23 protein-coding genes are annotated in these 25745 nt (G+C 51.8%); 8 read left to right on the plus strand and 15 right to left on the minus strand.

What is annotated here, in order from left to right; translation table 11 throughout:
* The first annotated feature begins 147 nt into the window (after window positions 1-147).
* The 3 genes from tldD to prmC are packed head-to-tail and all read left to right on the plus strand — an operon-like array spanning window position 148 to window position 2907.
* Entirely contained in the window at window positions 148-1590 is a 1443-nt protein-coding gene (tldD, locus tag HMPREF3022_RS05100; RefSeq protein ID WP_070765215.1) for a metalloprotease TldD, read from the plus strand.
* 53 nt (window positions 1591-1643) lie between these two features.
* Window positions 1644-2105, plus strand: a complete 462-nt coding sequence (locus tag HMPREF3022_RS05105) for a hypothetical protein (protein WP_070765216.1) — start codon at window positions 1644-1646, stop codon at window positions 2103-2105.
* Window positions 2095-2907 (plus strand): peptide chain release factor N(5)-glutamine methyltransferase, encoded by an 813-nt coding sequence (prmC, locus tag HMPREF3022_RS05110; protein WP_070765268.1) that lies wholly within the window; start codon window positions 2095-2097, stop codon window positions 2905-2907. Before HMPREF3022_RS05105 ends, prmC begins: the two co-directional genes overlap by 11 nt.
* An 84-nt stretch (window positions 2908-2991) precedes the next feature.
* Here prmC and HMPREF3022_RS05115 read toward each other — a convergent pair whose 3' ends face one another.
* The 4 genes from HMPREF3022_RS05115 to HMPREF3022_RS05130 form a co-directional block, all read right to left on the minus strand.
* On the minus strand, window positions 2992-3786 hold the full coding sequence (locus tag HMPREF3022_RS05115) for a 3'-5' exonuclease (protein WP_049333646.1): 795 nt from the start codon (window positions 3784-3786) through the stop codon (window positions 2992-2994).
* A 770-nt stretch (window positions 3787-4556) separates the two neighbouring features.
* Complete coding sequence (locus tag HMPREF3022_RS05120; RefSeq protein ID WP_070765217.1) at window positions 4557-5426, minus strand: lipid A biosynthesis lauroyl acyltransferase; 870 nt, start codon at window positions 5424-5426, stop codon at window positions 4557-4559.
* Between the two features lie 92 nt (window positions 5427-5518).
* A complete protein-coding gene (gene ruvC, locus HMPREF3022_RS05125; protein WP_070765218.1) occupies window positions 5519-6064 on the minus strand; it encodes a crossover junction endodeoxyribonuclease RuvC in 546 nt (181 codons plus the stop codon).
* A 9-nt stretch (window positions 6065-6073) separates the two neighbouring features.
* Window positions 6074-6904 carry a carbon-nitrogen hydrolase family protein gene (locus HMPREF3022_RS05130; RefSeq protein WP_053091041.1) on the minus strand — a complete coding sequence of 277 codons (831 nt, stop codon included), beginning with the start codon at window positions 6902-6904 and terminating at the stop codon, window positions 6074-6076.
* Between the two features lie 94 nt (window positions 6905-6998).
* Between HMPREF3022_RS05130 and HMPREF3022_RS05135 the strand changes: the two genes are divergently transcribed.
* Together HMPREF3022_RS05135 and HMPREF3022_RS05140 are read left to right on the plus strand one after the other, a co-directional pair.
* Window positions 6999-7298, plus strand: a complete 300-nt coding sequence (locus HMPREF3022_RS05135) for a porin (RefSeq protein WP_049333642.1) — start codon at window positions 6999-7001, stop codon at window positions 7296-7298.
* A 114-nt stretch (window positions 7299-7412) separates the two neighbouring features.
* Window positions 7413-8705 (plus strand): valine--pyruvate transaminase, encoded by a 1293-nt coding sequence (locus tag HMPREF3022_RS05140; protein ID WP_049333639.1) that lies wholly within the window; start codon window positions 7413-7415, stop codon window positions 8703-8705.
* Between the two features lie 68 nt (window positions 8706-8773).
* Here HMPREF3022_RS05140 and HMPREF3022_RS05145 read toward each other — a convergent pair whose 3' ends face one another.
* From HMPREF3022_RS05145 to HMPREF3022_RS05175, 7 genes are all read right to left on the minus strand, one after another.
* Window positions 8774-9532 carry an iron ABC transporter ATP-binding protein gene (locus tag HMPREF3022_RS05145; RefSeq protein ID WP_070765219.1) on the minus strand — a complete coding sequence of 253 codons (759 nt, stop codon included), beginning with the start codon at window positions 9530-9532 and terminating at the stop codon, window positions 8774-8776.
* Window positions 9533-9613: 81 nt separating this feature from the next.
* On the minus strand, window positions 9614-10240 hold the full coding sequence (locus tag HMPREF3022_RS05150; RefSeq protein WP_070765220.1) for an FmdE family protein: 627 nt from the start codon (window positions 10238-10240) through the stop codon (window positions 9614-9616).
* Between the two features lie 127 nt (window positions 10241-10367).
* The gene (locus HMPREF3022_RS05155) at window positions 10368-12233 is read right to left on the minus strand and encodes an acyltransferase family protein (RefSeq protein ID WP_070765221.1); all 1866 of its coding nucleotides are present in this window, start codon (window positions 12231-12233) and stop codon (window positions 10368-10370) included.
* Between the two features lie 136 nt (window positions 12234-12369).
* Complete coding sequence (locus HMPREF3022_RS05160) at window positions 12370-13341, minus strand: iron chelate uptake ABC transporter family permease subunit (RefSeq protein ID WP_070765222.1); 972 nt, start codon at window positions 13339-13341, stop codon at window positions 12370-12372.
* A complete protein-coding gene (locus HMPREF3022_RS05165; protein ID WP_049333632.1) occupies window positions 13331-14299 on the minus strand; it encodes an ABC transporter permease in 969 nt (322 codons plus the stop codon). The genes HMPREF3022_RS05160 and HMPREF3022_RS05165 overlap by 11 nt, the downstream gene beginning before the upstream one ends.
* A 231-nt stretch (window positions 14300-14530) precedes the next feature.
* Window positions 14531-15493 (minus strand): siderophore ABC transporter substrate-binding protein, encoded by a 963-nt coding sequence (locus HMPREF3022_RS05170; RefSeq protein ID WP_049333629.1) that lies wholly within the window; start codon window positions 15491-15493, stop codon window positions 14531-14533.
* Between the two features lie 115 nt (window positions 15494-15608).
* On the minus strand, window positions 15609-17624 hold the full coding sequence (locus tag HMPREF3022_RS05175; protein WP_049333627.1) for a TonB-dependent receptor domain-containing protein: 2016 nt from the start codon (window positions 17622-17624) through the stop codon (window positions 15609-15611).
* 418 nt (window positions 17625-18042) lie between these two features.
* Here HMPREF3022_RS05175 and groES point away from each other — a divergent pair, with 418 nt between their 5' ends.
* Together groES and groL are read left to right on the plus strand one after the other, a co-directional pair.
* Window positions 18043-18330, plus strand: coding sequence for a co-chaperone GroES (groES, locus tag HMPREF3022_RS05180; protein WP_004520984.1), 288 nt, complete (start codon window positions 18043-18045; stop codon window positions 18328-18330).
* A 98-nt stretch (window positions 18331-18428) separates the two neighbouring features.
* Entirely contained in the window at window positions 18429-20063 is a 1635-nt protein-coding gene (gene groL, locus HMPREF3022_RS05185; protein ID WP_049322649.1) for a chaperonin GroEL, read from the plus strand.
* Window positions 20064-20365: 302 nt separating this feature from the next.
* On the opposite strand, the gene katA is transcribed toward groL, so the two are convergent.
* The 4 genes from katA to accB form a co-directional block, all read right to left on the minus strand.
* Window positions 20366-21880, minus strand: coding sequence for a catalase KatA (katA, locus tag HMPREF3022_RS05190; RefSeq protein ID WP_049333625.1), 1515 nt, complete (start codon window positions 21878-21880; stop codon window positions 20366-20368).
* Window positions 21881-22177: 297 nt separating this feature from the next.
* Entirely contained in the window at window positions 22178-23539 is a 1362-nt protein-coding gene (gene accC / locus HMPREF3022_RS05195; protein ID WP_049333623.1) for an acetyl-CoA carboxylase biotin carboxylase subunit, read from the minus strand.
* A 29-nt stretch (window positions 23540-23568) separates the two neighbouring features.
* Complete coding sequence (locus HMPREF3022_RS05200; RefSeq protein ID WP_003680299.1) at window positions 23569-23760, minus strand: YqaE/Pmp3 family membrane protein; 192 nt, start codon at window positions 23758-23760, stop codon at window positions 23569-23571.
* 72 nt (window positions 23761-23832) lie between these two features.
* Window positions 23833-24294 (minus strand): acetyl-CoA carboxylase biotin carboxyl carrier protein, encoded by a 462-nt coding sequence (accB, locus tag HMPREF3022_RS05205; RefSeq protein ID WP_049333622.1) that lies wholly within the window; start codon window positions 24292-24294, stop codon window positions 23833-23835.
* A 357-nt stretch (window positions 24295-24651) separates the two neighbouring features.
* Here accB and queA point away from each other — a divergent pair, with 357 nt between their 5' ends.
* Window positions 24652-25680 (plus strand): tRNA preQ1(34) S-adenosylmethionine ribosyltransferase-isomerase QueA, encoded by a 1029-nt coding sequence (queA, locus tag HMPREF3022_RS05210; RefSeq protein ID WP_049333620.1) that lies wholly within the window; start codon window positions 24652-24654, stop codon window positions 25678-25680.
* Window positions 25681-25745: the final 65 nt, after the last annotated feature.

Genomic DNA, 25745 nt, shown 5'->3' on the forward strand with positions numbered 1-25745 from the left:
ATTCATATTTGACAATGCTATATACCATCTTTTGATTTGTTTCAATCACTCATAAATCCAAGCAATCAACATATCCAAAGCCATATAAAATACCGTATAATCAAGGCCAAATTAACTTTGCCTGCTTGTCGGGCCGTCTGAAAAATTATGCAACAAACCTATGCCGCTGTACAGCGAGATTTGCTCGAAGCCAACCACCTTTCCCCCGATTTGCTCGCCCAAAGCCTGAGCATTATCGGCGCCAACCATGTCGATTATGCCGACATCTATTGTCAGCGTACTGCCTATGAAAGCTGGCATTTGGAAGAAGGCATCGTCAAATCGGGCAGCTTCCAAATCGATCAGGGTGTGGGCGTGCGTGCCGTTTCGGGCGATAAGACTGCTTTTGCCTACGCCGACAGCCTGTGTATCGATTCGATCAACCGCTCTGCCAAAGCCGTTCGCGTGATTGGTGCGGCCGGCGGCGAGACCAGCGTCAAAGTACCGACACCTGCCTACGGTAAGCCTGTCCACATGGCGATTGACCCTATTGCCAGCCTCGATTCTGCCGCCAAAGTCGCGCTGTTGAACAAAGTTGAAACGCTGGCCAAAGCCGCCGATCCGCGTATTGTGCAAGTGATGGCCGGTTTGACCTGCGAATACGACATGGTGTACATCGCCCGTTTGGACGGTAAACACGCTGCCGACATCCGCCCGATGGTGCGCATGAACGTCACTGTCATTGCCAAGCAGGGCGAGCGTCGCGAGCAGGGCAGCGCGGGCGGCGGCGGACGTTATGATTTGGCGTATTTCGATGAAAACTTGGTGCATCGGTTTGTCGATTCCGCCGTCAAACAAGCCTTGACCAATCTCGAATCCCGTCCTGCGCCTGCCGGCGAGATGACCGTCGTTTTGGGCAACGGCTGGCCGGGCGTGTTGCTGCACGAAGCGGTCGGACATGGTTTGGAAGGCGATTTTAACCGCAAAGAAACCAGCGTTTTCTCCGGCCGAATCGGCGAGCGCGTAGCCGCCAAAGGCGTGACCGTTGTGGATCAAGGCGATATTGCCGACAGACGCGGTTCGCTCAATATCGACGACGAAGGCAACGAAACTCGCCGCACTGTATTGATTGAAGACGGTATTTTGGTTGGCTATATGCAGGACGAAACCAACGCCCGCCTGATGGGTACGCAATCGACCGGCAACGGCCGCCGCGAAAGTTACGCTTCTGCGCCTATGCCGCGCATGACCAATACCTTTATGGAAAACGGCGGCTATGAGCCGGAAGAAATCATCGCGTCCATCGACAAGGGTATTTACGCCGTCAATTTCGGCGGCGGACAAGTGGACATTACCAGCGGTAAATTCGTGTTCAGCGCATCCGAAGCGTGGTGGGTGGAAGGCGGCAAGCTGCAATATCCTGTCAAAGGTGCGACTATTATCGGCAATGGCCCCGAAGTGCTGAAACACGTTTCCATGATAGGCAACGACACTGCGCTCGACAGCGGCATCGGTGTCTGCGGCAAAGAAGGGCAGAGTGTTCCTGTCGGCGTCGGACAACCGACCCTGAGGATTGATGCCGGGCTGACCGTCGGCGGTAGCGAAATTTAAATGGCAGGCCGTCTGAAAGGTTTTCAGACGGCCTTTTACATTAGGATAAAACCATGCAGGAACAGAATCGGAAATCAAGTTTTCCCATCGTGATGTTGCTGGTGTCGGTTGCCCTGTGGATCGCGTCTTTGTCCAATGTTGCATTTTATTTGGGCAATCATGAAAGCATGAAGGGTTTGACCGTTTTAATTTTGGGGTCGATATTTGCTTCTTTGGATATCAGGTATTGTGCGGCCTATGCGAATTATGTTTGGTTGGCGGCCATTGTTTTGCTGGCATTGCGGAAGAAGGTCGTGCCTGTCCATGCAGCACTTTGGGGCTTGGCGCTGGTGGCCTTCAGTGTGAAAGCCGTACACGTCGATGAAGCAGGGAATACATCGGATATCGTGCGCTACGGTGTCGGATTTTATTTTTGGTATGCCGCATTTGCGGTTGCCACCATCGGCACGTTTGCCGGAAAGAATAAGGAAAGAAAAGCCACAACGCTGGCAGATGGGACAAAAAATGACGCTTGATGAATGGTTGCGCCAATCGGCACTGCCCAAAAACGAAGCGCGGATGTTGTTGCAATATGCGCTGGGTTACACGCGTGCGCAGCTGGTTACACGCGGTACGGACGATTTGGCGGAATCCGCCCTGCAAACCTTGGCGGCTTTGGCTCAACGCCGTCTGAAAGGCGAGCCGATGGCCTATCTGTTGGGCGAGCGCGAGTTTTACGGACGACGTTTTGCCGTCAACCCTCATGTGTTGATTCCACGCCCTGAAACCGAGCATTTGGTGGAAGCCGTACTCAAACGCTTGCCGCCGCAAGGCCGCGTGTGGGATTTGGGGACGGGCAGCGGCGCCATTGCTGTGACCGTCGCGCTTGAACGCGTTGATGCCGATGTTCGCGCATCCGATATCAGCGTCGGTGCTTTGGATACTGCCCGTCAAAATGCGGTCGAATTGGGCGCAAAAGTCGAGTTTGCGCAGGGTTCGTGGTTTGATACCGACAGGCCGTCTGAAGGCCGATACGATGTGATTGTTTCCAATCCGCCGTATATCGAGGATGGCGATGAACATTTGTCGCAAGGTGATTTGAGGTTTGAACCGCAAAACGCATTGACCGATTTTTCAGACGGCCTCAGCCATATCCGTCACATTACCCAAGAAGCCCCAAAATACCTGAAAGCCAACGGCTGGCTGCTGTTTGAACACGGTTATGACCAAGGCGAAGCGGTGCGGAATATTATGCTGGAGAACGGTTTTGCAGAAGTGGCAACTGAACAGGATTTGGCTGGATTGGACAGGGTCACGCTGGGGCGTTTGCCTGCTTAGCGGGTATGGTTTGTCGGAATATAAAAAAGGGCGTGTCAATCACGCCCTTTTGGTTTTCTGGTTTGTCTGTTCAGACGGCCTGGTTTAACGCCAAGCAGCGACGAATTCCGCCCAGTGTTGTTTTTCTTCGGCTTGTGCGGCCAGATAATGTTTGATGCGTTTGATTTCGACTTCGTATTCATCGGCATCGAGCGCGCCGCTCATCATGCGAAAGCGCATGTACATCAGGTAGGTATTGGCGGCATCAGTTTCGCAATAGTCGCGGATGTCTTTCAGACGGCCTGCATGATAAGCATCCCAAACCTTGCTGCCGTCCATGCCCAGTTTGCCGGGAAAGCCGCAGAGTTTGGCCATATCGTCCAAAGGCACGCTGGCACGCGGTTGGTAGAGGGCGAGCAAATCCATCAGGTCGCAATGGCGGGAGTGGTAGCGGCTGATGTAGTTGTTCCACTTAAAGTCGCGGCTGTCGCCAAAATCGCCGTCTCCCATGTCCCAATAACGGGCGGCGCTGATGCCGTGTATCAGGGCGCGGTAGTGGAGGACGGGCAGGTCGAAACCGCCGCCGTTCCAACTGACGAGTTGCGGCGTATAGTTTTCGATGACCTCGAAGAACTTGGCAATCATGACTTCTTCGCTGTCTTCGGGATCGCCGATGGTGCTGACGCGGATTTTGTCCTGACTCCAGCGCATACAGCAGGAGATGGCGACGACTTGGTGCAGATGGTGTTGCATAAAGTCGCTGCCGGTTTTAGCGCGGCGTTGCTGTTGGGCAAATAGGACGACTTCGTTGTCGGGCAAATCGGCAGGTAAATCGTAAAGCTGGCGGATGCCGTTTACGTCGGGGATGGTTTCGATGTCGAAGGCGAGTATCGGAGTCATGGCGTGATCGGGTTGGATAAGGGATGATGTCATTGTGGCATGACGACGCAGATAAAAAAAGAGGCAATCCCCCACAGGATTGCCCCAATACCTCAAATCAGAGATTTACGCTTCACAAACAATACAGGCTTTCACCTGCGGCTTTACAGATGCAGCTCAACTCTGCATCGGTAAACTTTCATTTCGGGCATTGCACCGAAATCCTCTAAAATACCGCAATTTCTTGCAATATCAGAAAACTGCTTACAAAAGTATCTAAAACCGGCAAGGCCGTCTGAACGTTTTGTAATTTGATGTAGTGAAATTTACGCGAATTTTTACAGTTTGCCAAGTATTTTTTTCTGAAGGCTAGTTTCGGTATAAATTTCAGGTATTGTCATATTTTTGCAATTATATTTCATAATTGTTTTAAATTTAGATATTTATTTTGCTTTTTTAAATTTTATTTTAATTTTATTTCATATTTTGAATGATTAAAATGTATTTTTTTAGATGAACTGTTTTTTAATATATTGTTTTTAAAAGAAATTAAATTTAATATGTAAATGAAAAAGTGTATTGGGACTGATGTTTTTCATTTGAGAAAAAATATAGGGTTGTTTGAAAGTTTCAATCACGCTGAAAAAAGTTGTTTTTAAAGCATTTAAAGCGGAATATTATTTGATTGTTTAAAATAAAACATAAGTTTCGGTTTGATTCAATTAAAATGAAAAAGCGGCGAAAGAAGGATTTTGCCGCTTTTTGCATATTCAAATTGTAATTCAATGTAGTCAATAAAAGCTGCTTTCGCCTTCGGGACGGGTTTTGAAGCGTTTGTGCAGCCAGAAATATTGTTCGGGATGCTCGCGTACCCGCTCTTCGATGAAGTCGTTCATGCGCTGGGTGTCGGCTTCGACATTTTCGGTCGGGAAATTGTCCCAAGCCGGATAGAAGCGCAGGGTTACGGTATTGTCGGCTTCGCGCGTGGGGATAGCGGGAATGATTTTGGCTTTGGTCATGCCGGCGATACGGCTGAGGCCGGTAATCGTGGCCGTCTGAATGCCGAAGAAATTGACGAAAATGGAATCGTTGCGGCCGAAGTCTTGGTCGGGCAGATAAAGAAAGGGTGCATCGCTTTTGCGCAGGTGTTTGATGATGGCGCGCAGGCCTTCTGTGCGGCCGATCAGGAAAACATTGTTGTAGCGGTGGCGGCCTTTCAGGATCTGCTCGTCCAGGGCTTTGTTTTTTTGGTGCGAATACATGCTGGTCAGCGGCACACCCTGATTGAGCGTGTAAACCGCCATTTCAAATGCGGTAAAGTGCGGATAGAGGATGATGACTTTTTCGCCGGCGGCGAGGGCTTCGTCAAGATGGTGTTTGTCTTGATAGCGTACCAACGAGCGCAGCTTATCCGCAGGCGCGTACCAGTAGAGGCCGTATTCGAGCATCAGCTTGGCCATGTGTTGGAAATGGCGTTTGAGCAGGGCGGTGCGCTGGCTGTCGTTTAGCTCGGGAAAGCATTTTTTGAGGTTTACTTCGCCGACTTTGCGGCGCGGTTTGACTGCGTAATAGGCGAGAATACCGATCGCATCGGCAATCTTGTGCAACACGCAAAAAGGCAGCAGGCGGGTGAGGTAGAGAAAAAGGAAGGCGGCTTTCATGAAGGCTCGCTGTATGTAGGCAAAGGGGTATTATAACCGAAAGGCCGTCTGAAAACGGGCTGGAACATATTTCAGACGGCCTGAATGTCGGCTTACCATTGGAAACGGCCGCGCTTGACCTGTAGGCCGTCAGGGTTGAGTTGCGAAGCCAATCCGTGATTGCGCAGGGCGTGGGTAAGGGCGACGGCGAGTCCATCGGCGGCATCGGCTTGCGGCGTGCCTGAAAGTGCGAGCATTTGGACCACCATATGCTGCACCTGCTCTTTGGCGGCCTTACCCTTGCCGACTACTGCCTGCTTGACCTGAAGCGCGGTGTATTCAAACACGGGCAAATCGTGCATGACCAAAGCGGCAATCGCGGCACCGCGCGCCTGACCAAGCATTAACGTTGCAGCCGGATTGACGTTGACGAACACTTGCTCGATGGCCGCCTGATGAGGCTGATAGTGGCGGATGATTTCATCGATATGGCGGATAATCACGGCGATGCGTTCGGAAAGCGACGCGCCGGTCGGCGTTTTGATACAGCCGGAAGCAACATAATGATGTTCGCGGCCGTGGACATCAATAACGCCGAAGCCGGTCACGCGACTGCCGGGGTCGATGCCGAGAATGCGTGTGGGTTGTGAGTGGGACATAGTGCGTGTTTAAAGTAATCGGTGTTTCAGGGCAGGCAGGCGTGTGCGCACGCTTTGCAGGCGCGCGGTATCCAAATCGGCACAAATCACGCCTTCGCCTTCCGGCAACGTCGCCAATACATCGCCCCAAGGGTCGATAATCATACAGTGGCCGAATGTGCGGCGGCCGCTTTCATGTAGTCCGCCTTGTGCCGATGCAATGACGTAGCATTGGTTTTCCACCGCGCGGGCGCGCAGCAGCAATTCCCAATGCGCCTTGCCGGTCGTGTAGGTAAACGCGGCCGGCAACAGCAAAACATCAAACGGCTGCTGCGCGCGGAAAAATTCAGGAAAGCGCAAATCGTAGCAGACACCGGCCGCCAGCGGAACATTGTCCACGCTTAGCTTCGGCACATCGCTGCCTGCCAGTATTGTATCGGCTTCGGCGTAGCGTTCGCCCAAACCGGAAAAGCCGAAAAGGTGCATTTTGTGGTAAAGCCCGATTCGGTTGCCGTCGCGGTCATACACCAGCATCGTGTTCATCACCTTGCCAGCGTCTGGGCTTTGCAGCGGAACCGTACCGCCAAACAACACCACGCCGCATTCCCTTGCCGTTTCGCTTAAGGACGTCTGAAAACGGGTGTGGCAGGTTTCGCCAACTCGTCCATCGTCCAAAGGCTCGGCAAATGCCAGCTTGTCCGTATCGTTTTTGCCCATCAGCGGCCAATATTCGGGCAGCAACACCCAATCCGCCCCTTGTTCGGCAGCCTCGCAGACAAGGCGCTTCATGGTGGCAATATTGGTTTCGGGGTCGGTGGACGACACCATTTGCACAGCGGCGGCGCGTAAAGAGCGCATCATCAAAACTCCTGTCAGATTTTGCAAGAATTGTAACTTGTTTACGCACAAGGCCGATACAATCGTCACACAATTCCTCTCCAAAAAAGGATAAACCATGAACTTGAAACTTCTCCTCACTGCCGCACTTTCCACCACTGCACTTGCCGCACACGCCGACGTACAGCTTTACGGCAGCATCAAAAGCGGCATCGAAACCTCGCAAACCCGTTTCGGTGGCCAAACATACAGCCGAACCGCCGTTGCCGACCAAGGTAGTCATATCGGCTTGCGCGGCTCGCATCCGATTGGCGGCGGAACGAATTTTATTTGGGAAGTCGAACAAGACACACCGGTCGGCAAAAGCGGCTCCATCCGCCAAGACTGGCGCGAACGTCGCGACAATTTTGGCCGTTGAAGGAAAGATTGGATAATTAAGGCCGTCTGAAAAATCAGGATAACTGGTTTTCAGACGGCCTTTGTTCTTATAATAGCAATTTATTGTTTTCACGCACCCAGCAACGGAGTTTCCATGCAGTTTTCAGCATTCGGCGAAAAATTCACACAACAAAGCGGTATTTTGCAGTTGATGGACGATTTGGGCGACGCGCTCAAAAGCGACAAGCCCGTCAATATGCTTGGCGGCGGCAATCCGGCGAAGATTGCTGAAGTCAATGCGGTGTTCGCCGATGTGTTTTCCAAGTTGGCAGCGGAACACGCTGTTGAGAATATCGGCAATTATTCCAATCCGCAGGGCGATGCGGCGCTGATTGCGGCTTTGACGGAGTTTCTCAACCGTGAATACGGTTGGAATCTGACAGCAGACAATATCGCGTTGACCAATGGTTCGCAAAACGCGTTTTTCTATTTGTTCAACTTGTTTGGCGGCAAATTCAATCTTTCAGACGGCCAAACGGCTGAGAAAGCCATTTTGTTGCCGCTGGCGCCTGAATATATCGGTTATGCCGACGTGCATGTCGAGGGGCAGCATTTTATTTCGGTAAAACCGAAAATCAAAAATGTCGAACACGAAGGCGAAGCGGGCTTTTTCAAATACCGCGTGGACTTTGACGCGCTGGAGAGCCTGCCTGAATTGAAAGAGGGCAAAATCGGTGCGATTTGCTGTTCGCGCCCGACCAACCCGACCGGTAATGTGCTGACCGACGGCGAGATGGCGCGTTTGGACGCTTTGGCGCAAGAACACGGGATTCCGCTGATTATCGACAACGCTTACGGAATGCCGTTCCCGAATATTATTTACAGCGATGTGACGCTCAACTGGCACGAAAACATCATCCTCTGCTTCAGCCTTTCTAAAATCGGCCTGCCCGGCGTGCGCACCGGCATTATTGTCGCCGCACCGGAAGTGGTCAAAGCCGTCAGCAGTTTGAATGCGATTGTGAACCTGTCGCCAACCCGTTTCGGCGCGGCGATTGCGGCTCCGCTGTTGAACGACGGCCGTCTGAAACAGCTGGCCGACCAAGTGATTCAGCCGTTTTACCGTCAGCAGGCGCAAACGGCGGTTTCCCTGCTCAAACGCGAATTGGGCGCGTATCCGTTGAAAATCCACAAGCCTGAAGGTGCGATTTTCTTGTGGCTTTGGTTTGAAAACCTGCCCGTTTCGTCGCAAACCTTGTACGAAATGCTCAAGGCCGAAGGCACGCTGATTATTCCGGGCGAGCATTTCTTTGTCGGCATCGATAGGCAAGACTATCCGCACGCGCACGAGTGCATCCGCATGAGCATTGCGCAGGACGCGGAAACGCTGGAAAAAGGCATTGCTGCGATTGGTCGCGTGGTGCGCGGTTTGTACGATAAAAAATAAATGCTTTGAATAGGCAAAGGCCGTCTGAAACCTGAACAATCGGGTTTCAGACGGCCTTTTTGTTGGATTTAGATATGGTGGATAACCAGTTTTTTGCCTTCGTAATCGAGGACGTTGACGTCCATATCGAATAGGGTTTTGATGTTTTCGGCGGTGAAAATATCGTTGGGCTTGCCCTGCATGGCGACTTGGCCGTTTTTCATGGCGACGACGTAATCGGCGTAGGCTGCTGCCTGGTTGATGTCGTGCAGGACGACGACGGTGGTGCGTTTGTGTTCGTCGGTCAGCCGGCGCAGGATTTGCATGAGGGAGCGGGCATGATACATATCGAGGTTGTTCAGCGGTTCGTCCAGCAAAACGTAGTCGGTGCGCTGGCAGAACACCATGGCAATCATGGCGCGTTGGCGTTGGCCGCCGGAAAGCTCGGTCAAGTAGCGGTCGGCGAAGTCTTGCAGGTGGAACTCGGCAAGTGCTTCTTCGACGATGGTTTTATCCGTTTCAGACGGCCTACCTTGGTGGTAGGGATAGCGGCCGAACATGAGCAGGTCGCGCACGGTAATGCGGCTCATGATGCTGTTTTCTTGGGTAAGGATGGAAAGTGTGCGGGCAAGTTCGGCGGTAGGGGTGGTTTTGATGTCTTTGCCTGCATAGCTAATGTTGCCGTGTACCAAGGGCTGCAGGCGCGCCATAAAGGAGAGGAGGGTGGACTTGCCTGCGCCGTTCGGACCGATCAGCGCGGTAATGCCGCCTTCGGGAATGTCGAGGCTGACGTCGTTGAGGATAGGGTTGCTGCCGATGGTGTGGCTGACGTTGCGGATGGTAATCATAGGCGGGTCCGAAAATGGGAAATTGGGGTTTCAGACGGCCTTGAGTTTTAAGGCCGTCTGAAACTTATTGATTATGACGTTTTAGATTTCGTTGACGGTGACAAATTCGGGATTGTCGGCTTGGTCAATCAGGAAGGCGCGGACGCGTTCTTGCCAAAGCTCACCGAATTGTTTGAGTTCGTCTGCACTTGCGCTGCCGCTGACGGCTTTGGGCATGATGTCGCGCATTTGCGGCGCAAAGGGTTGGAGCGCGGCGTTGAGGCTGACGGCAACGGTTTTGCCGGTATCGCGGCGGCGGAGTGCGAGTGTGCCGTTGATTTCGCCTGCACCAAATGACAGAAGGTGGCGGCGGGCAAAGCGTCCGGCTGGGCCTACGCCGCCAAAGCCGGTTTCGGGTGCCGCGCCGGTAAGGAGTTGGACGACGGAAGCGGTAACGCCGGTCGTGCCTTCGTCACGCTCGCCCTGCATAAAAGCTTCTATGTCGCCGCGTTGCGGCAGCTCTGCGCCGTAAAGGGCTTTCAGGCCTTTGACCACCATCAGGTAGGCTCCGGCGACGGTCGGGCAGGAGTGGCCGCACAGGCGCACGGCATCGGCGTAGTGGTAAGTAAGGATGCCGTTTTCGGCTGCGCCGAGGAAGTCGGCCAATGCGTCTTGGACGGTAATGGTCGGGGCATCATCGAAGAATGAAGGGAGGCGTTCTTGTGTCATGAGGGTTGTCCTTTATGGGTTTGTTTAGGCCGTCTGAAGGTTTCAGACGGCCTGAAACCTTTGCGGCATACTGTTGCGGCATTTGCATTCAGTATTGCGGCAAAGGTTTCGGACTGAAACTGCGGTGTTATTTTAGGAGTATTTGTTTGTCCTGTATAAATTTTTCCGCCAGTTTTGTCGCGCCGTGGGTATTGAGGTGGTTGGTGTCAAAATATATCGGCAGGCCGTCTATGGTTTTGTCTGCCGGAATCGGCCCCATGATGTTGACCCAATGCACGGCAGGCCGCTGTTTGACGATGTTTTCTATGGTCTTGTCCGCTTCGGCGGAGCGGGCAATTTCCGCTTTTTTATGCTCGGAAACGTATTGCATGTTGATGCCGAGACGCTGTTTCAGGTAGTAATGGCGCAGGGGCAGTTGCGCGTTCATCGGCGTGTCGGCAAAGACGTAAACCTGTTTGCCCTGTTGAATTAGGGTGTCGAGCATTTTGCTGAAATGCTCCGTAAAACCGGGCTTGTCGGTATGCAGGAACCAACGTTGCGAGATAAAGACCACCGGGTAGTTTTCGACCTTTTGTGCGATAAAGCGGTTGTAAGGGTTGCAGCGGTTGGCACGTCGGTCGATTTGCGGCAGAAGGAAGCCGAAGGCAACGCCGCAGCTGTTGGACGAAATAACATCGGCGGCAAAGCCTTCCTGTTTGCCCACCATATCGATAAAGGGCGTCAGGTGGGCGGCGTGGGAGTCGCCCATCAGCAGGACTTTGCTGCTTTGGTTTTCTGCGCCGACAGCGCAGTCGGTTTTGGTTAAGGTATCCGCGCAGATTTTACTTTCGTCAACCGTATATAGGTTTGCCTCGTATGCGGCCGGTTTGGCTGTCAGCAGGTAGCCGGCGGCAGGAATCAGCAGGGCGAAATAAACAGCGATTACCCCGATGAATTTTTGGGTGGTGAAATTCTTTATCCGTCGCGCCGGTGTTTCGACAAAGTAATAGGACAAAACAGACAAGCCGGACATCAGCACCACTGCCAATACAATCGCGGATATCGGCAAAGCGTTGTCCATGTAAACATAGCGCATGACGGCCAAGACCACCCAATGCCATAGATACAGCGAATAGGAAATCAAACCGATAAATACAACGGGCTTGAGGCTCAACAGTTTGGCGGTATTGAAGCCGCTTTGCGTTTGCAGGGTTTTGCCCGAGTAAATCAAGCCGCCAACCGCCGTACAGCACAGCAGCCGTTCAATATTGCCTTCGCCGGGCAACACGCCGTAAGGAAGCAGCAGCATGGCGGCAATCACCGTCATCATCGCCCAGCCGACCAGAGGCGTGCTGAAACGGTCGTTGGTTTGGGAGGGCGGAATAAAGGCAAAAAGTGCGCCGATCAGCAGCTCATATGCGCGCACATAAGGCAGGAAATAAGGATCCATGCCGAAGGTGGGCAAAAAGATGGACAACAGGCTCAATACAATCAGCAAAAGGATGAATTGGCGGATGTTGCGCCCTTTGCTGAATCGGAAAAAAGCAGTCAGCAAAACTGGAAAAACAAAGTAAAACTGCTCCTCTAGCGATAAAGACCAAATGTGTTGCAAAGGTTTTTCCGCTGCATCGGCATCGAAATAGCCGCCGCGCCGTGCAAAAAACAGGTTGGCCGAAAACAGCAACGCAAACACTGCGGATTTGACGTATTGGCGCAGGTCAAACGACAAGAAAAAGATTGCGGCGGCCAAGCTCGTACACAGCAATACGCAGGAGAAAACGGGCAAAATGCGCTTCGCGCGGCGTTTGTAAAACTCTAAAAACGAAAAACTGCCGTTTTGCATTTCGCGGCTGATGATGGTGGTAATCAGATAGCCGGACAAAACGAAAAACATATCCACGCCGAGAAAACCGCCGGGCAGCCAAGCGGCGTCAATGTGGAAAATAATGACAGCCAAGACTGCCAACGCCCGGATGCCGTCCAAGTCGGGACGGTATTTTAATGTCGTGCTCATTTTTTGTAATTTTAGTAAATCCAGTAATGTTTACTATGAGTACATGTCAGAAATTTAGTTTCATTTCAAGGATTAAATATTTTGAAAACATGGATTTCAGACGGCCTGAAGTTTCTTAATGAGCGCTTATCTATATTTATTTCTTTTTCAACACCAAATATAAAAATACCAATCCGCCTGCAAATTCGACGACCACGCTCAATACTGCCTGCATGCCGAGGAAGTGTTCGAAGATGGTTTGCCCACCGACCAATAGGATGCCGCCGACACAAAAAGTCATGGGCAGGCGGACGGAATGTTTGACCGACGGGGAAAAATGGTTGGCCAGTGCGGCAACCAGCAGGCCGAAAAAGCTTACCGGGCCGATAACGGCGGTGGCGGTTGCAACCAGTGCGGCGATCCACAACAGCAGCCATAAGGTGTTGCGCGTGTAGTTGATGCCCAAATTGATGGCCTGATTGCGGCCGAGCAAGTAAACGTCGAGGTGGTGGCGTTCGCGCCAGATCACGGCGGCGCTGATGAGCAACACGATTGCACCGATGCCCAACAATTCTGAGTGGACGGTATTGAAGGTGGCAAACATATTCGCCTGCGCGGCGGTAAATTCTTCGGGGTCAATCATGCGCGAAAGCAGCGATGACAGGCTGCGGAACAAAATCCCGAAAATCACGCCGATTAAAATCATGCGCGACAAATCGCGTCCGCCTTGTTTGATGAGCGTGTAAAACAGCAGCAGCGAGCCGCCCATCATGACGACCAGTTCAAAGCCGAATTTGCCCGTCAACGGCAGGGAAGCATAGCCCACACCGCCGAGCGTAAACACCAGCAAGGTCTGCAAAAACACATACAGCGAATCGAAACCCAAAATCGAAGGGGTCAGAATCGGATTGTTGGTCAGCGTTTGGAAGAGTTGAGTGGACACGCCGACCGCATAGGCAACCATCAGCAGCGCGGCAAGCTTGGTCAGGCGCAGGTGCAAGACAAAGTCCCAGTCGCCTTTGACGTTGAGTGTCATAAACAGAATGCAGGAAACCAGCAACAGCGCAAAGGCGACCCACAACGGACGGCTGCTTCCTGCCATAAAACTGATATTTTTTTCAGACGGCATGAGCAGGTTTCCTTAATAAAAGCCATAAAAACAAAGCCGTCCCCATTACGCCAAAAACCGTAGAGACCGGAATTTCAAACGGAAACACAATCACGCGTCCGACAATATCGCACAGCAACACCAAAGACGCGCCCAGCAAGGCCACTGCAGGCAGGCTTTGGCGCAGCTTGTCGCCCATCAGGCGGCTGATGATGTTCGGCACGACCAAGCCGATAAACGGAATATTGCCGACCGTCACGACCACCAAAGACGTAATCAGCGCCACAATAATCAGCCCCGACCACAGAATCGCCGTCCGGTTCAGTCCCAAATTCACGCTTACTGTTTCGCCCAAACCCAAAATCGTCAGCTGGTCGGCAATCAAATAGGCAAACAAAGCCAAAATCCCCGTTGCCCACAACAGCTCATACCGCCCGAGCAACACGCCGGAAAAATCGCCCTGTTGCCACACGCCGAGCATTTGCAGCATTTCGTTTTCATACGCGATAAAGGTGGCCACCGCCTCAATCACACCGCCGAAAATAATCCCGACCAAAGGCACCATCAGTTGCGCGGTCGGCGGCAGGCGGCGGATCAGCAACATAAAGACCAACATCCCGATCAGCGCGGCAACGGCGGCAACCGACATTTTTGCCAGCAGCGGCGCGGCCGGCAGCAGCAGGGTCATCAACAGCAAACCCAAAGCCGCGCTTTGGCTTGCGCCCACCATCGACGGTTCGACAAAACGGTTGCGCATCAAAATCTGCATAATCATGCCGGCCACTGCCATCGACGCACCCGTCAGTACAATCGCAAACGTGCGCGGCAGGCGGCTGATGAACATGACCTGCTGGCTGTCGGATAGCGAAAACAGGGCGGACCATTTGAATTCGGCCACGCCGACCGACAGGCTGACGGCAAACAATATCAGCAGCGCCACACCGTTGATCGCATTTAAAAATGAAGGTTTGTGAAACATAAAATGGTTCGGAAAAAATAAGGCCGTCTGAAAGAAGGGTTAAGGTGTTTGGCAAAAAAGGGCAGGTTTGCCCATCATAAAAACAGATGCAAACAGGCAAAACTTGTCCATTTGCACCATGTATTTTCAGACGGCCTAAATCCAATGACTTCAGGTCAAGCAGCTTGATCCTGTGCATCATCAAACCGTTCAGGCCGTCTGAAATAAGCGGGCAACTATGCCAGCGCCGAATTACTTGGCCGCATTAAACGCATCACTTACCTGTTTGGAAGCATTCAGCAATTCTTGCGCGCCGCCGGCCGCCAAATAAGTTTCAGGAACAAGGTAAACCACCTGCCCTTTTTTCCAAGCGGTTGTTTCGGCAACCAGCGGATTGTTCAACACATCTTTTGCCGCCTGGCCTTCTTCGCCGATGGCTGCGCCGCGGTCCAAAACAAACAGCCAATCAGGGTTTTTCTCTTTCAGGTATTCAAAGCTGATAGGCTGGCCGTGGCTGCCTTCTTTAATCGATTCATCAACAGCGGGAACGCCGATGTCTTTATGCAACCAACCGCCCAAACGGGAAGAAGGGCCGAAAGCCGACATTTTACCGCCGTTGACCAATACCACCAAACCCTTACCTTTGCCTTGCGCAGCAGTTTTCGCTGCTTCAAACGAAGCATCGATATCCGCTTTCAGCTTGTCCGCTTCGGCCTGTTTGCCGAAGATTTGCGCCAGCGCGTCGATGCGCTCTTTTGAGCTTTCTTTCAGATTGGCGGTTTCGGCGGTCATTTCGATGGTCGGTGCAATCTCGTTCAACTTATCAAACGCTTTGGCTGCACGGCTGCCGATGATAATGAGCTGCGGTTTGTAAGCGTTTAAGGCTTCGTAGTCAGGCTCAAACAGCGTGCCGGCAGGTTTGGTCGTTTTGAAATATTCGTCCAAGTAGGGCAGGCGGTTTTTGTCGATGGACAAACCGGTTTTCACGCCCAATTTGTTTAAAGTATCGAGCATGCCCAAATCGTAAACGGCGATACGCTCTGGATTTTGCGGCACTTTCGCATCGCCGCGCGCCGTTTTAACGGTCAGGCTTGCACCTTCGGTTTGGGCGGCAGAAGCGGAAGCAGTTTGGGCTTGGTTGGACGCAGAATCTTTCGGTGAACACGCACCCAAAGCAAGGGTGCAGCATACGGCTAAAGCGGTCAAACGTAACATAGGGTTTCTCCGTGGTCGGAAATAAAGTAAATCGAAATGATAACTTGTATCGGGCTATAAAGCTAGATGCCGTCTGAAAACTTTTGTTTTCAGACGGCTTTTTCAAGCTGATTGCTTAGAAGCGGTAGTTCACGCTTAGGCGGACATCGCGGCCTGGTTCAGGCAGAGAATTGGCACCTGCGCGTTGGCTGTGCGGCTTGTAGTTTTTATCAAAGACATTGTTGACGGAGAAGTTGACGTTCAAGTCGTCTTTGCCTGTCGGTTTCCAGTTGGCGAAGATATCGTTGACGCCGTAGCCTGCGCGGACGACATTCAGAGCCACATCAGAGCCGCGCGAGGTTGGGGCATAGCCTGCATTTTGGACATAACGTCCGCGCCAGCCGATTTCCAGATTCGGATTGTCGAATTGGTACGACAGACCTGTTGTCCATGTGCGTCCCATCGGGATGGCGGTCGTTACTTTGTCGGCGGTATCGCCGTTCAGCTTCGGTTTGCTGTAGGCTACGCCTGCACGTGCAGTCAGACCTTTCCAGCGGTAGGCGGCGTTCAGTTCGTAACCTGTGTTTTTCAGCTTGCCGCCGTTATACCAGACGTTGTTTCGTCCTTCTTGACGGATGGCCTGTACATCTTTGATTTGCTGATGGAAATAGCTGCCGGAGAGCGTCAGGGCAGAATTCCAGTGGTAGTTAAAGCCGATTTCTGCATTTCGCGAGCGTTCTGCTTTCAAGTCAGGTGATGAAATAATCGGCCTGTTGTTTGCTAAAGCTGCTTCGTACAGGCGGGGGCTGCGGGTTGCATAGTTCAGGCTGGTGTTGATGGAAAAATCAGGGGTAATGTCATAAACCAACCCGATGCTTGGATTGAGGTTGCCGTCTGAATTTTCTGTATTACTGCTGGTTTTCATTTTCCAGCGGTCATAGCGCAAACCTGTGGTCAGCGTAACCGGTGAGAAATCCCAAATGCCTTCTACATATACGCCGGCATCGCTTTTCTTCTCGCTGTTTTCTCCTTTTGAGCTGCTTTTTTGAGTGCGCCAGTTTACTCCGTATTTCAAGGTATGGCGGTCAAATAGACGGCTGTCGAGATTGAGGTTGGCTCCGTATGTCCGTACTTCGCCGTCCAATTCATAATCTGGACTGGGGACTTCATCACGTTTGGTATTCAAACGGTAAACATTGGCTTTGATTTTGTCGATAAAGCCCAAGTTTCCGCCTTTGAATTCCAAGTTGGTGGTGTCTTGGGTCAGTGTGCGGTAACGCGGCGAGTTGGTGGCGACATTCGGAATACGGTTGCCGTTGGCATCCAAAACGTATTGACCCGTACGGCGGTCGGTTTGGAAGACTTGCGAGAAATCGAACTCTTCGCGCAGGGCGCGTTCCCCATATTGCTTCTCTTGGCGGTGGCTTAATTCAATACGGTTGTCCTCGTTGAAACGATAGCCGATTTTGCCCAGCAAACCGCGTGAACCCAATCCACTGTTTAAAACCTTATCGCTTCCGAGCAGATTACGGTAGCCTTTGCCTGCCGTGTATTCTTTGTCGCGTACGAAATTGCCTGAAACCAAAGCGTCAAAACTGCCTGCCTGACCATAAAAGCTTGCGCCGCGTGAATAGCCTTTATTGCTGCTGATGCCGGCATTGACTTTGAAACCGACGTTTTGACCCTCTCTCAGCAAATCTTTGGCTTCAACCGTTTCGGCAACAATCGCGCCGCTGGTTGCACCGATACCTGCGGAGGCCGAACCCGTACCTTTTTGCACGGCAACGACTTTTACCAATGCGGGGTCAAGCATAAAGCGGCCGTTGTGGTGGAAAATCTGGCTGTCGGTGTAAGTATCGTCAACTTTATAGTCTATTTGGTCTTGTCCCATACCGCGGATGGTTACCCACTGCGACTGACCGTTGCCGCCGCCGAAACTGATAGAGGGTTCGTTGAACAATACGTCTTTTAAATCAGTGGAAGTCGTTTCTTCCATACGTTTTGTCGTTACGCGATGTGTGGCGCTTGTGGCCTGACCTTTGACGGTAACGGTATCAAGCACAACATTGTCTTTGGCTTCATTTTCTGCATGGGCAAAACCGGCTGCCAGTGTCAGTGACAGCAGGCTCAGTCGGAACAGGGGCGTATTCATTGAGAAATGTCCTTAATAAAATGACAGTAATAAAAAAATAAAAGCAAATAAAGAGAAATTATCTTTAAAAATATGCAATTAAGAATAATCATCATTTATAATAATGCATATGAAAGAAACAGTTGTAAAGAGTTGTATTGAATTTGTTAAGGAAGTGGGTTGTTTTTAAACGAACTTTGCAGTTGGTATATCAGGCCGTCTGAAAAATATGTGATCGGGCATTTTTGCGTATGAAAATATTTGGAAAGACTGCATAGAAATTTTTACTTTTTCCCTTGAATTTGTCGCAAACAACCCAAATCTACCCGCCATTACGGCAGGCTTTCTACTAAGTGTGCCGCTATTTTCAAGCAAACCGTGTCTGTCATGTCCGACAGACAATTGTTTTCAATCTATTTATTTATCGGAGCATTAAGACATGACCATCCGCCCTTTACACGACCGCGTAGTCGTCAAACGCTTAGAAGCTGAAGAAAAAACCGCCTCCGGCATCGTTTTGCCGGGTGCGGCTGCTGAAAAACCCGACATGGGCGAAGTAGTCGCCGTGGGTGCGGGCAAAATCGGTAAAGACGGCGCGCGCCGTCCGCTGGATGTCAAAGTCGGCGACAAAGTGATCTTCGGCAAATACAGCGGCCAAACTGTAAAAGCCGACGGCGAAGAGCTGTTGGTAATGCGTGAAGAAGACATCTTCGGTATCGTTGAATAATTGTTGAATTAAGTTTCAGAACCAAAGGCCGTCTGAATCAAACATGAAGTTTTCAGACGGCCTCGAACAGATTTTTAATATTGATTTGGAGAATTTAAATGGCAGCAAAAGACGTACAATTCGGCAATGAAGTTCGCCAAAAAATGGTAAACGGCGTCAATGTATTGGCAAACGCCGTACGCGTAACTTTGGGCCCTAAAGGCCGCAACGTGGTACTTGACCGCGCTTTCGGCGGCCCGCACATCACTAAAGACGGTGTGTCTGTTGCAAAAGAAATCGAATTGAAAGACAAATTCGAAAACATGGGCGCGCAAATGGTGAAAGAAGTTGCTTCTAAAACCAACGACGTAGCCGGCGACGGTACCACTACTGCAACCGTATTGGCGCAATCCATCGTTGCCGAAGGCATGAAATACGTTACCGCCGGCATGAACCCGACCGACCTGAAACGCGGTATCGATAAAGCCGTTGCCGCTTTGGTTGACGAGCTGAAAAACATCGCCAAGCCTTGCGATACTTCTAAAGAAATCGCCCAAGTCGGCTCTATTTCCGCCAACTCTGACGAACAAGTCGGCGCGATTATCGCCGAAGCGATGGAAAAAGTCGGCAAAGAAGGCGTGATTACCGTTGAAGACGGCAAATCTTTGGAAAACGAGCTGGACGTGGTTGAAGGTATGCAGTTCGACCGCGGCTACCTGTCTCCTTACTTCATCAACGACGCGGAAAAACAAATCGCAGCTTTGGACAATCCTTTTGTATTGTTGTTCGACAAAAAAATCAGCAACATCCGCGACTTGTTGCCTGTTTTGGAACAAGTAGCCAAAGCCAGCCGTCCGTTGTTGATTATCGCTGAAGACGTAGAAGGCGAAGCCTTGGCGACTTTGGTGGTGAACAACATCCGCGGCATTCTGAAAACCGTTGCCGTTAAAGCCCCTGGCTTCGGCGACCGCCGCAAAGCTATGTTGCAAGACATCGCCATCCTGACCGGCGGCGTGGTGATTTCCGAAGAAGTCGGCCTGTCTCTGGAAAAAGCGACTTTGGACGACTTGGGTCAAGCCAAACGCATCGAAATCGGTAAAGAAAACACCACCATCATCGACGGCTTCGGCGACGCAGCCCAAATCGAAGCGCGTGTTGCCGAAATCCGCCAACAAATCGAAACCGCGACCAGCGAATACGACAAAGAAAAACTGCAAGAGCGCGTGGCTAAATTGGCCGGCGGTGTGGCAGTGATCAAAGTCGGTGCTGCTACCGAAGTTGAAATGAAAGAGAAAAAAGACCGCGTGGAAGACGCGCTGCACGCTACCCGCGCAGCCGTTGAAGAAGGCGTGGTTGCCGGCGGCGGCGTAGCCCTGTTGCGTGCCCGTGCCGCTTTGGAAAACCTGCACACCGGCAATGCTGACCAAGACGCAGGCGTACAAATCGTATTGCGCGCCGTTGAGTCTCCGCTGCGCCAAATCGTTGCCAACGCAGGCGGCGAACCTAGCGTGGTTGTGAACAAAGTATTGGAAGGCAAAGGCAACTACGGTTACAACGCAGGCTCCGGCGAATACGGCGACATGATCGAAATGGGCGTACTCGACCCTGCCAAAGTAACCCGTTCTGCACTGCAACACGCCGCATCTATCGCCGGCCTGATGCTGACTACAGACTGCATGATCGCTGAAATCCCTGAAGAAAAACCTGCTATGCCTGATATGGGCGGCATGGGTGGTATGGGCGGCATGATGTAAGGCCGTCTGAAACCTTCAGACAAAAAGCAAAACCGCACGGCAATCAGCCGTGCGGTTTTTTATTTGCCAGTAGAAACGTGAGATGGTGAGGGGCATGCCATGATTTACAGAGAAATAAGGGCGGCCAGTTCCATTGAATCAGAAGCAATCAAATAAACTTCATTATAAAAAAGGCTGTCTGAAACTTTATTTTGTGTTTCAGACGGCCTGATTAATGATCTAAACCGTTACTTTTTGCCCGAACGGCTGTATCGGACAGCTTGAGACAAGATTTCTTCAATTTCTATCCACATAATGCCTCCTTACAGTAAACCAGGTTGACCTAAAGCCGGGTCGTTGGCTCGTGCCGCTTGGGCATCTTCGACAGTCAGTCCAAGGGCTTTGGCTACGCCTTCACCGTATGCCGGGTCGCAACGGTAGCAGTTGCGGATATGGCGGTATTTGATGAAGTCAGGCGCATCGTCCATGGCTGCGGCGGTGTTGTCGAACAAAGCCTGTTTCTGTGCGTCACTCATCAGATTGAACAAGGCGCGCGGTTGGCTGAAATAGTCATCATCGTCTTGGCGGTAGTCCCAGTGCGCCGCGTCGCCGTTGATTTTCAAAGGCGGTTCGGCAAAGTCGGGCTGTTGTTGCCATTGGCCGAAGCTGTTGGGTTCGTAGTGCGGCAGGCTGCCGTAGTTGCCGTCGGCACGGCCTTGTCCGTCACGCTGGTTGCTGTGAACAGGGCAACGTGGGCGGTTGACAGGGATTTGGCGGAAGTTTACGCCCAAGCGGTAGCGCTGCGCATCGGCGTAATTGAATAAACGGGCTTGCAGCATTTTGTCGGGGCTGGCGCCGATACCGGGAACGAGGTTGCTCGGTGCGAAGGCGGATTGTTCCACATCGGCGAAGAAGTTTTCGGGATTGCGGTTCAACTCAAATTCGCCCACTTCAATCAGCGGATAGTCTTTTTTCGGCCAAACTTTGGTCAGGTCGAAGGGATAATACGCCACTTTTTCCGCATCGGCTTCAGGCATGACTTGGATGTACATCGTCCATTTTGGAAACTCGCCGCGTTCGATGGCTTCGTACAGGTCGCGCTGGTGGCTTTCTCGGTCGTTGGCGATGATTTTTGCTGCTTCTTCGTTGGTCAGGTTTTTAATGCCTTGCTGGCTGCGGAAATGGAATTTCACCCAAAAACGCTCGCCCGCTTCGTTCCAGAAGCTATATGTATGCGAACCGAAGCCGTGCATATGGCGGTAGCTGGCGGGGATGCCGCGGTCGCTCATGACGATGGTGACTTGGTGCAGGGCTTCGGGCAGCAGCGTCCAGAAGTCCCAGTTGTTCGTAGCGGAGCGCATATTGGTGCGCGGGTCGCGTTTGACGGCTTTGTTCAGGTCGGGGAATTTACGCGGGTCGCGCAGGAAGAACACGGGCGTGTTGTTGCCGACCATATCCCAGTTGCCTTCTTCGGTATAGAACTTCAATGCAAAGCCACGGATGTCGCGTTCCGCATCTGCTGCGCCGCGCTCGTCTGCCACGGTGGTGAAACGGGCGAACATCTCGGTTTTCTTACCGACTTCGCTGAAGATTTTGGCGCGGGTGTATTTTGTGATGTCGTGTGTTACGGTAAACGTACCGAACGCGCCTGAACCTTTGGCGTGCATACGGCGTTCGGGGATGACTTCGCGCACGAAGTCGGCGAGTTTTTCATTCAGCCACAAATCCTGCGCCAGCAGAGGGCCGCGTGGGCCTGCGGTCAGGCTGTTTTGATTGTCGGCAACGGGCGCGCCGTTGTTCATGGTCAGGTGGGTAACAGGGCATTTAGAAATAGACATAGTCATTTCCTTTATGAAGTTTTCATAGGTTGATGAGACGGTTTGCCGGACGGGATACTTATATCCAGGCGTACGATAAAAATTTAATATCGATATTTAAATTTTGTTTGTATTTAACTATGAGTTAAACTATACAGAAAGGTTTTAACTATTGGAACTATGAAATCGATTTACAATTAATATTGATAATCAGGAATTAAATTTAATTAGTTTCTATTAATGACAAAGCTGTAAAAAAGGCCGTCTGAAACTTTATTTTGCGTTTCAGACGGCCTGATTTTTAGTTAAAACAAGGGATTATTTATCCTGTTTGGCTTTGCGTTCTTCCAGCCAGTGTTCCAAGTAGTGGATGCTGACACCACCTTTTTGGAAACCCGGATCGCTGAACAAGTCACGGTGCAGCGGCGTATTGGTTTTGATGCCGGTAATCGCCAGCTCATCGAGGGCAACACGCATTTTGGCCATGGCTTGGTCGCGGTCTTTACCGACGACACAGACTTTGCCGATCAGACTGTCGTAGTAAGGAGGGATGCGGTAGCCTTGGTAAATATGGCTGTCGACACGGACGCCGAAGCCGCCGGGCAAGTGGCAGCTTTCAATCAGGCCCGGGCTTGGAATGAAGTTGTACGGGTCTTCGGCATTGATACGGCACTCAAACGCGTGGCCTTCGACTTGAATGTCTTCCTGTTTGTATTGCAAAGGCAGGCCGGATGCGATGCGCAATTGCTCTTGGACGATGTCCACGCCGGTGATGAGTTCGGTAACCGGATGCTCAACCTGAACGCGTGTGTTCATCTCGATAAAGAAGAATTCGCCGTCTTCGTACAGGAATTCAAACGTACCTGCGCCACGATAGCCGATGCGTTTGCAAGCGTCGGCACAGGCTTTGCCGATTTTGGCGCGTTCTTCTTCAGTGATGAACGGAGCCGGTGCTTCCTCGATGACTTTTTGGTGGCGGCGCTGCATGGAGCAGTCGCGCTCGGCGAGGTAGATGGCGTTGCCGTGTTCGTCGGCAATCACTTGGATTTCGACGTGGCGCGGACGTTGTAGATAGCGCTCCATGTAAACCATCGGGTTGCCGAATGCCGCGCCTGCTTCGGCTTTGGTCATTTCGACAGACTGGAGAAGGTCTTCTTTTTTCTCGACGACGCGCATACCGCGGCCGCCGCCGCCGCCGGAGGCTTTAATAATGACGGGATAACCGACTTTATCGGCGATTTTGAGGATTTCTTCGCCGTCGTCTGGCAATGCGCCATCAGAACCGGGAACGCAAGGTACGCCGGCTTCGATCATGGCGTGTTTGGCAGATACTTTGTCGCCCATCAGACGGATGGTGTCGGCTTTAGGGCCGATGAAGACAAAGCCAGATTGTTCGACTTGTTCGGCAAAATTGGCGTTTTCGGCGAGAAAGCCGTAGCCGGGGTGGATGCCGTCGGCTTCGGTTACTTCGGCAGCTGCGATGAGGGCGGGAATGTTGAGGTAGCTTTGTGCGGATGCGGCAGGGCCGATGCACACGGATTCGTCGGCGAGTTTGACGTGCAGGCTGTCTTTGTCGGCTTCGGAATGGACGGCGACGGTGGCGATGCCCATTTCACGGCAGGCACGCAGGACGCGCAGGGCGATTTCGCCCCGGTTGGCGATCAATACTTTTTTCAGCATGATAATCTTTCCGGATGGTTCAGACGGCCTCAGCGGCCGCCTAATGCGTTGCGGATTTTTTGGTCGGTTTTGTATTGGCTCAAGGCGTAAACCGACCACATGGCTGCCGGTATCCAGCCAACCAGCGTACATTGCAGAATCAGACAGATGATGCCTGCAAACGGACGGCCGATGGTGAAAAACTGAAGCCATGGCAAGAAAATAGCCAAAATCAGACGCATGGTTTGTCCTTAATGAACAGAAAAAGGAATTTCAGACGGCCTTAAAGATAAAGGCCGTCTGAAAAAAACGGATTATTCAATGATGAAGAGCGGCTCGCCGTATTCGACCGGAGTACCGTTTTCAACCAGAATTTCTTTAACGACACCGGATTTCTCGGCTTCGATTTCGTTCATCAGCTTCATGGCTTCGATGATGCACAAAGTATCGCCGGCTTTGACTTGTTGGCCGACTTCGACAAAAGCGGCGGCGTTCGGGCCAGGGGCGCGGTAGAACGTACCGACCATAGGCGATTTTTGCGCGTTGGACAAATCGCGAGCGGCAGGGGCGGCAGCCGGAGCGGCTGCGGCCGGAGCAGCAGCAACAGGGGCGGCAACCGGAGCGGCTGCGGCAGGTGCCGGAGCAGCATAAATAGGCGCTGCGGCGGCAGTAGTACGCGTAATGCGGACTTTTTCTTCGCCTTCGGTAACTTCAATTTCTGCAATGCCTGATTCTTCGACCAAATCAATCAGTTTTTTTAATTTACGCAAATCCATTGCTTTTCCTTTTTTGCGCGGCATATAAAGTGCATATTAGGTATGCGCCGCAGTGGTTTTAGATGATTTCCTGATACGTCGGAAGGCAGGTTTGCCATCCGGCGTTTAAATAATGTCGGAACAGGGTGGAGCCTGAAAAATGAATCCGGTTATTTTCCCGAACTTGTCGGTAAATGTCCAGTAAAAGATAGAAAAAAGGCGTTTTTCGGCGAAAAAAGAAAGGAACGCTGATTTTCGTTAAAAAGTGATTTCCCCAAGAGCGTTTATTCTAATTTATTGGTTTTTCGACAAAACATGCCGTCTGAAAACCAACTTTGCGCGTATAATGGCGCCTGTTTTTTTAAAGTATGCGCGACAATGGATATTTCCGATTTTGATTTTGAATTGCCCGAAAAACTGATTGCCCAGAATCCGCCGGAAGTGCGCGGCAGCAGCAGGCTTCTGGTTGCCTTGCCGACATTGCCGATTGAAGACAAACATTTCGGCGATTTACCCGATTATGTCGCTCCGGGCGATGTGCTGGTGTTTAACAATACCAAAGTGATGAAGGCACGCCTGTTCGGCCAAAAAGCCAGCGGCGGCAAAATCGAAGCCCTGATTGAGCGGGTATTGGACGCGCATACCGCATTGGCGCACATCCGCTCGTCCAAATCGCCGAAACCGGGTACAGAATTGATTTTTGAAGGCGATATCCGTGCCGTCATGATGGAGCGTGCGGAAGAATTGTTTTGCCTGAAATTTGAAGGCGAGCAAACCGTTTACGAACTTTTAGAGCAAAACGGCCATCTGCCCTTGCCGCCTTATATCGAACGCGCAGCCGATGACGAAGACGACAGCCGCTATCAGACCGTGTACGCCAAGTATCAAGGCGCAGTGGCCGCGCCGACGGCAGGTTTGCACTTTACCGATGAATTGTTGGGCCGTCTGAAAGCCAAAGGCGTAGAAACTGCGGAAGTGACCCTGCACGTCGGTGCTGGTACATTCCAACCTGTGCGCGTCGATAAAATTGAAGAACACAAAATGCACAGCGAGTGGTTTGACGTACCGGCCGAGACCGTTGCCGCCGTTGAGGCCGCCAAAGCGCGCGGCAATAAAGTGTGGGCAGTGGGCACAACCTCCATGCGCGCCTTGGAATCCGCTGCACGCGAAACAGGCCGTCTGAAAGCTGGTCGCGGCGATACCGATATTTTCATTACGCCGGGCTACCGCTTCAATGTTGCCGACCGCTTGATTACCAACTTCCACCTGCCCAAATCAACCTTGCTGATGCTCGTCAGCGCGTTTTCGGGCATGGAACATATCCGCAGCGTTTACCGTCATGCGGTGGAACAGGAATACCGCTTTTTCAGCTATGGCGATGCGATGATTTTAGGGAAAGTGGAATAAATTTTAAGCGGATTGGAGCGTTTCAAACTGGTTATTTGGGTTGTCCCGACTCCGAATCAGTTGGA

Origin of the sequence: Neisseria sp. HMSC065C04 (assembly GCF_001815375.1) — a bacterium.
Lineage (GTDB): Bacteria > Pseudomonadota > Gammaproteobacteria > Burkholderiales > Neisseriaceae > Neisseria > Neisseria flavescens_D.

Excerpts from the sequence above, each read along its gene's own strand:
- accB (WP_049333622.1), bottom strand. The coding sequence starts at position 24,294 with ATGGATTTGCGTAAATTAAAAAAACTGATTGATTTGGTCGAAGAATCA.
- tldD (WP_070765215.1), top strand. The coding sequence starts at position 148 with ATGCAACAAACCTATGCCGCTGTACAGCGAGATTTGCTCGAAGCCAAC.
- HMPREF3022_RS05165 (WP_049333632.1), bottom strand. The coding sequence starts at position 14,299 with ATGTTTCACAAACCTTCATTTTTAAATGCGATCAACGGTGTGGCGCTG.
- HMPREF3022_RS05155 (WP_070765221.1), bottom strand. The coding sequence starts at position 12,233 with ATGAGCACGACATTAAAATACCGTCCCGACTTGGACGGCATCCGGGCG.
- HMPREF3022_RS05200 (WP_003680299.1), bottom strand. The coding sequence starts at position 23,760 with ATGCGTCTGATTTTGGCTATTTTCTTGCCATGGCTTCAGTTTTTCACC.
- queA (WP_049333620.1), top strand. The coding sequence starts at position 24,652 with ATGGATATTTCCGATTTTGATTTTGAATTGCCCGAAAAACTGATTGCC.
- groES (WP_004520984.1), top strand. The coding sequence starts at position 18,043 with ATGACCATCCGCCCTTTACACGACCGCGTAGTCGTCAAACGCTTAGAA.
- HMPREF3022_RS05120 (WP_070765217.1), bottom strand. The coding sequence starts at position 5,426 with ATGAAAGCCGCCTTCCTTTTTCTCTACCTCACCCGCCTGCTGCCTTTT.
- HMPREF3022_RS05130 (WP_053091041.1), bottom strand. The coding sequence starts at position 6,904 with ATGATGCGCTCTTTACGCGCCGCCGCTGTGCAAATGGTGTCGTCCACC.
- accC (WP_049333623.1), bottom strand. The coding sequence starts at position 23,539 with ATGCTGAAAAAAGTATTGATCGCCAACCGGGGCGAAATCGCCCTGCGC.
- ruvC (WP_070765218.1), bottom strand. The coding sequence starts at position 6,064 with ATGTCCCACTCACAACCCACACGCATTCTCGGCATCGACCCCGGCAGT.
- HMPREF3022_RS05105 (WP_070765216.1), top strand. The coding sequence starts at position 1,644 with ATGCAGGAACAGAATCGGAAATCAAGTTTTCCCATCGTGATGTTGCTG.
- HMPREF3022_RS05145 (WP_070765219.1), bottom strand. The coding sequence starts at position 9,532 with ATGATTACCATCCGCAACGTCAGCCACACCATCGGCAGCAACCCTATC.
- groL (WP_049322649.1), top strand. The coding sequence starts at position 18,429 with ATGGCAGCAAAAGACGTACAATTCGGCAATGAAGTTCGCCAAAAAATG.
- HMPREF3022_RS05160 (WP_070765222.1), bottom strand. The coding sequence starts at position 13,341 with ATGCCGTCTGAAAAAAATATCAGTTTTATGGCAGGAAGCAGCCGTCCG.
- HMPREF3022_RS05140 (WP_049333639.1), top strand. The coding sequence starts at position 7,413 with ATGCAGTTTTCAGCATTCGGCGAAAAATTCACACAACAAAGCGGTATT.
- HMPREF3022_RS05170 (WP_049333629.1), bottom strand. The coding sequence starts at position 15,493 with ATGTTACGTTTGACCGCTTTAGCCGTATGCTGCACCCTTGCTTTGGGT.
- katA (WP_049333625.1), bottom strand. The coding sequence starts at position 21,880 with ATGTCTATTTCTAAATGCCCTGTTACCCACCTGACCATGAACAACGGC.
- HMPREF3022_RS05115 (WP_049333646.1), bottom strand. The coding sequence starts at position 3,786 with ATGACTCCGATACTCGCCTTCGACATCGAAACCATCCCCGACGTAAAC.
- prmC (WP_070765268.1), top strand. The coding sequence starts at position 2,095 with ATGACGCTTGATGAATGGTTGCGCCAATCGGCACTGCCCAAAAACGAA.
- HMPREF3022_RS05150 (WP_070765220.1), bottom strand. The coding sequence starts at position 10,240 with ATGACACAAGAACGCCTCCCTTCATTCTTCGATGATGCCCCGACCATT.
- HMPREF3022_RS05175 (WP_049333627.1), bottom strand. The coding sequence starts at position 17,624 with ATGAATACGCCCCTGTTCCGACTGAGCCTGCTGTCACTGACACTGGCA.
- HMPREF3022_RS05135 (WP_049333642.1), top strand. The coding sequence starts at position 6,999 with ATGAACTTGAAACTTCTCCTCACTGCCGCACTTTCCACCACTGCACTT.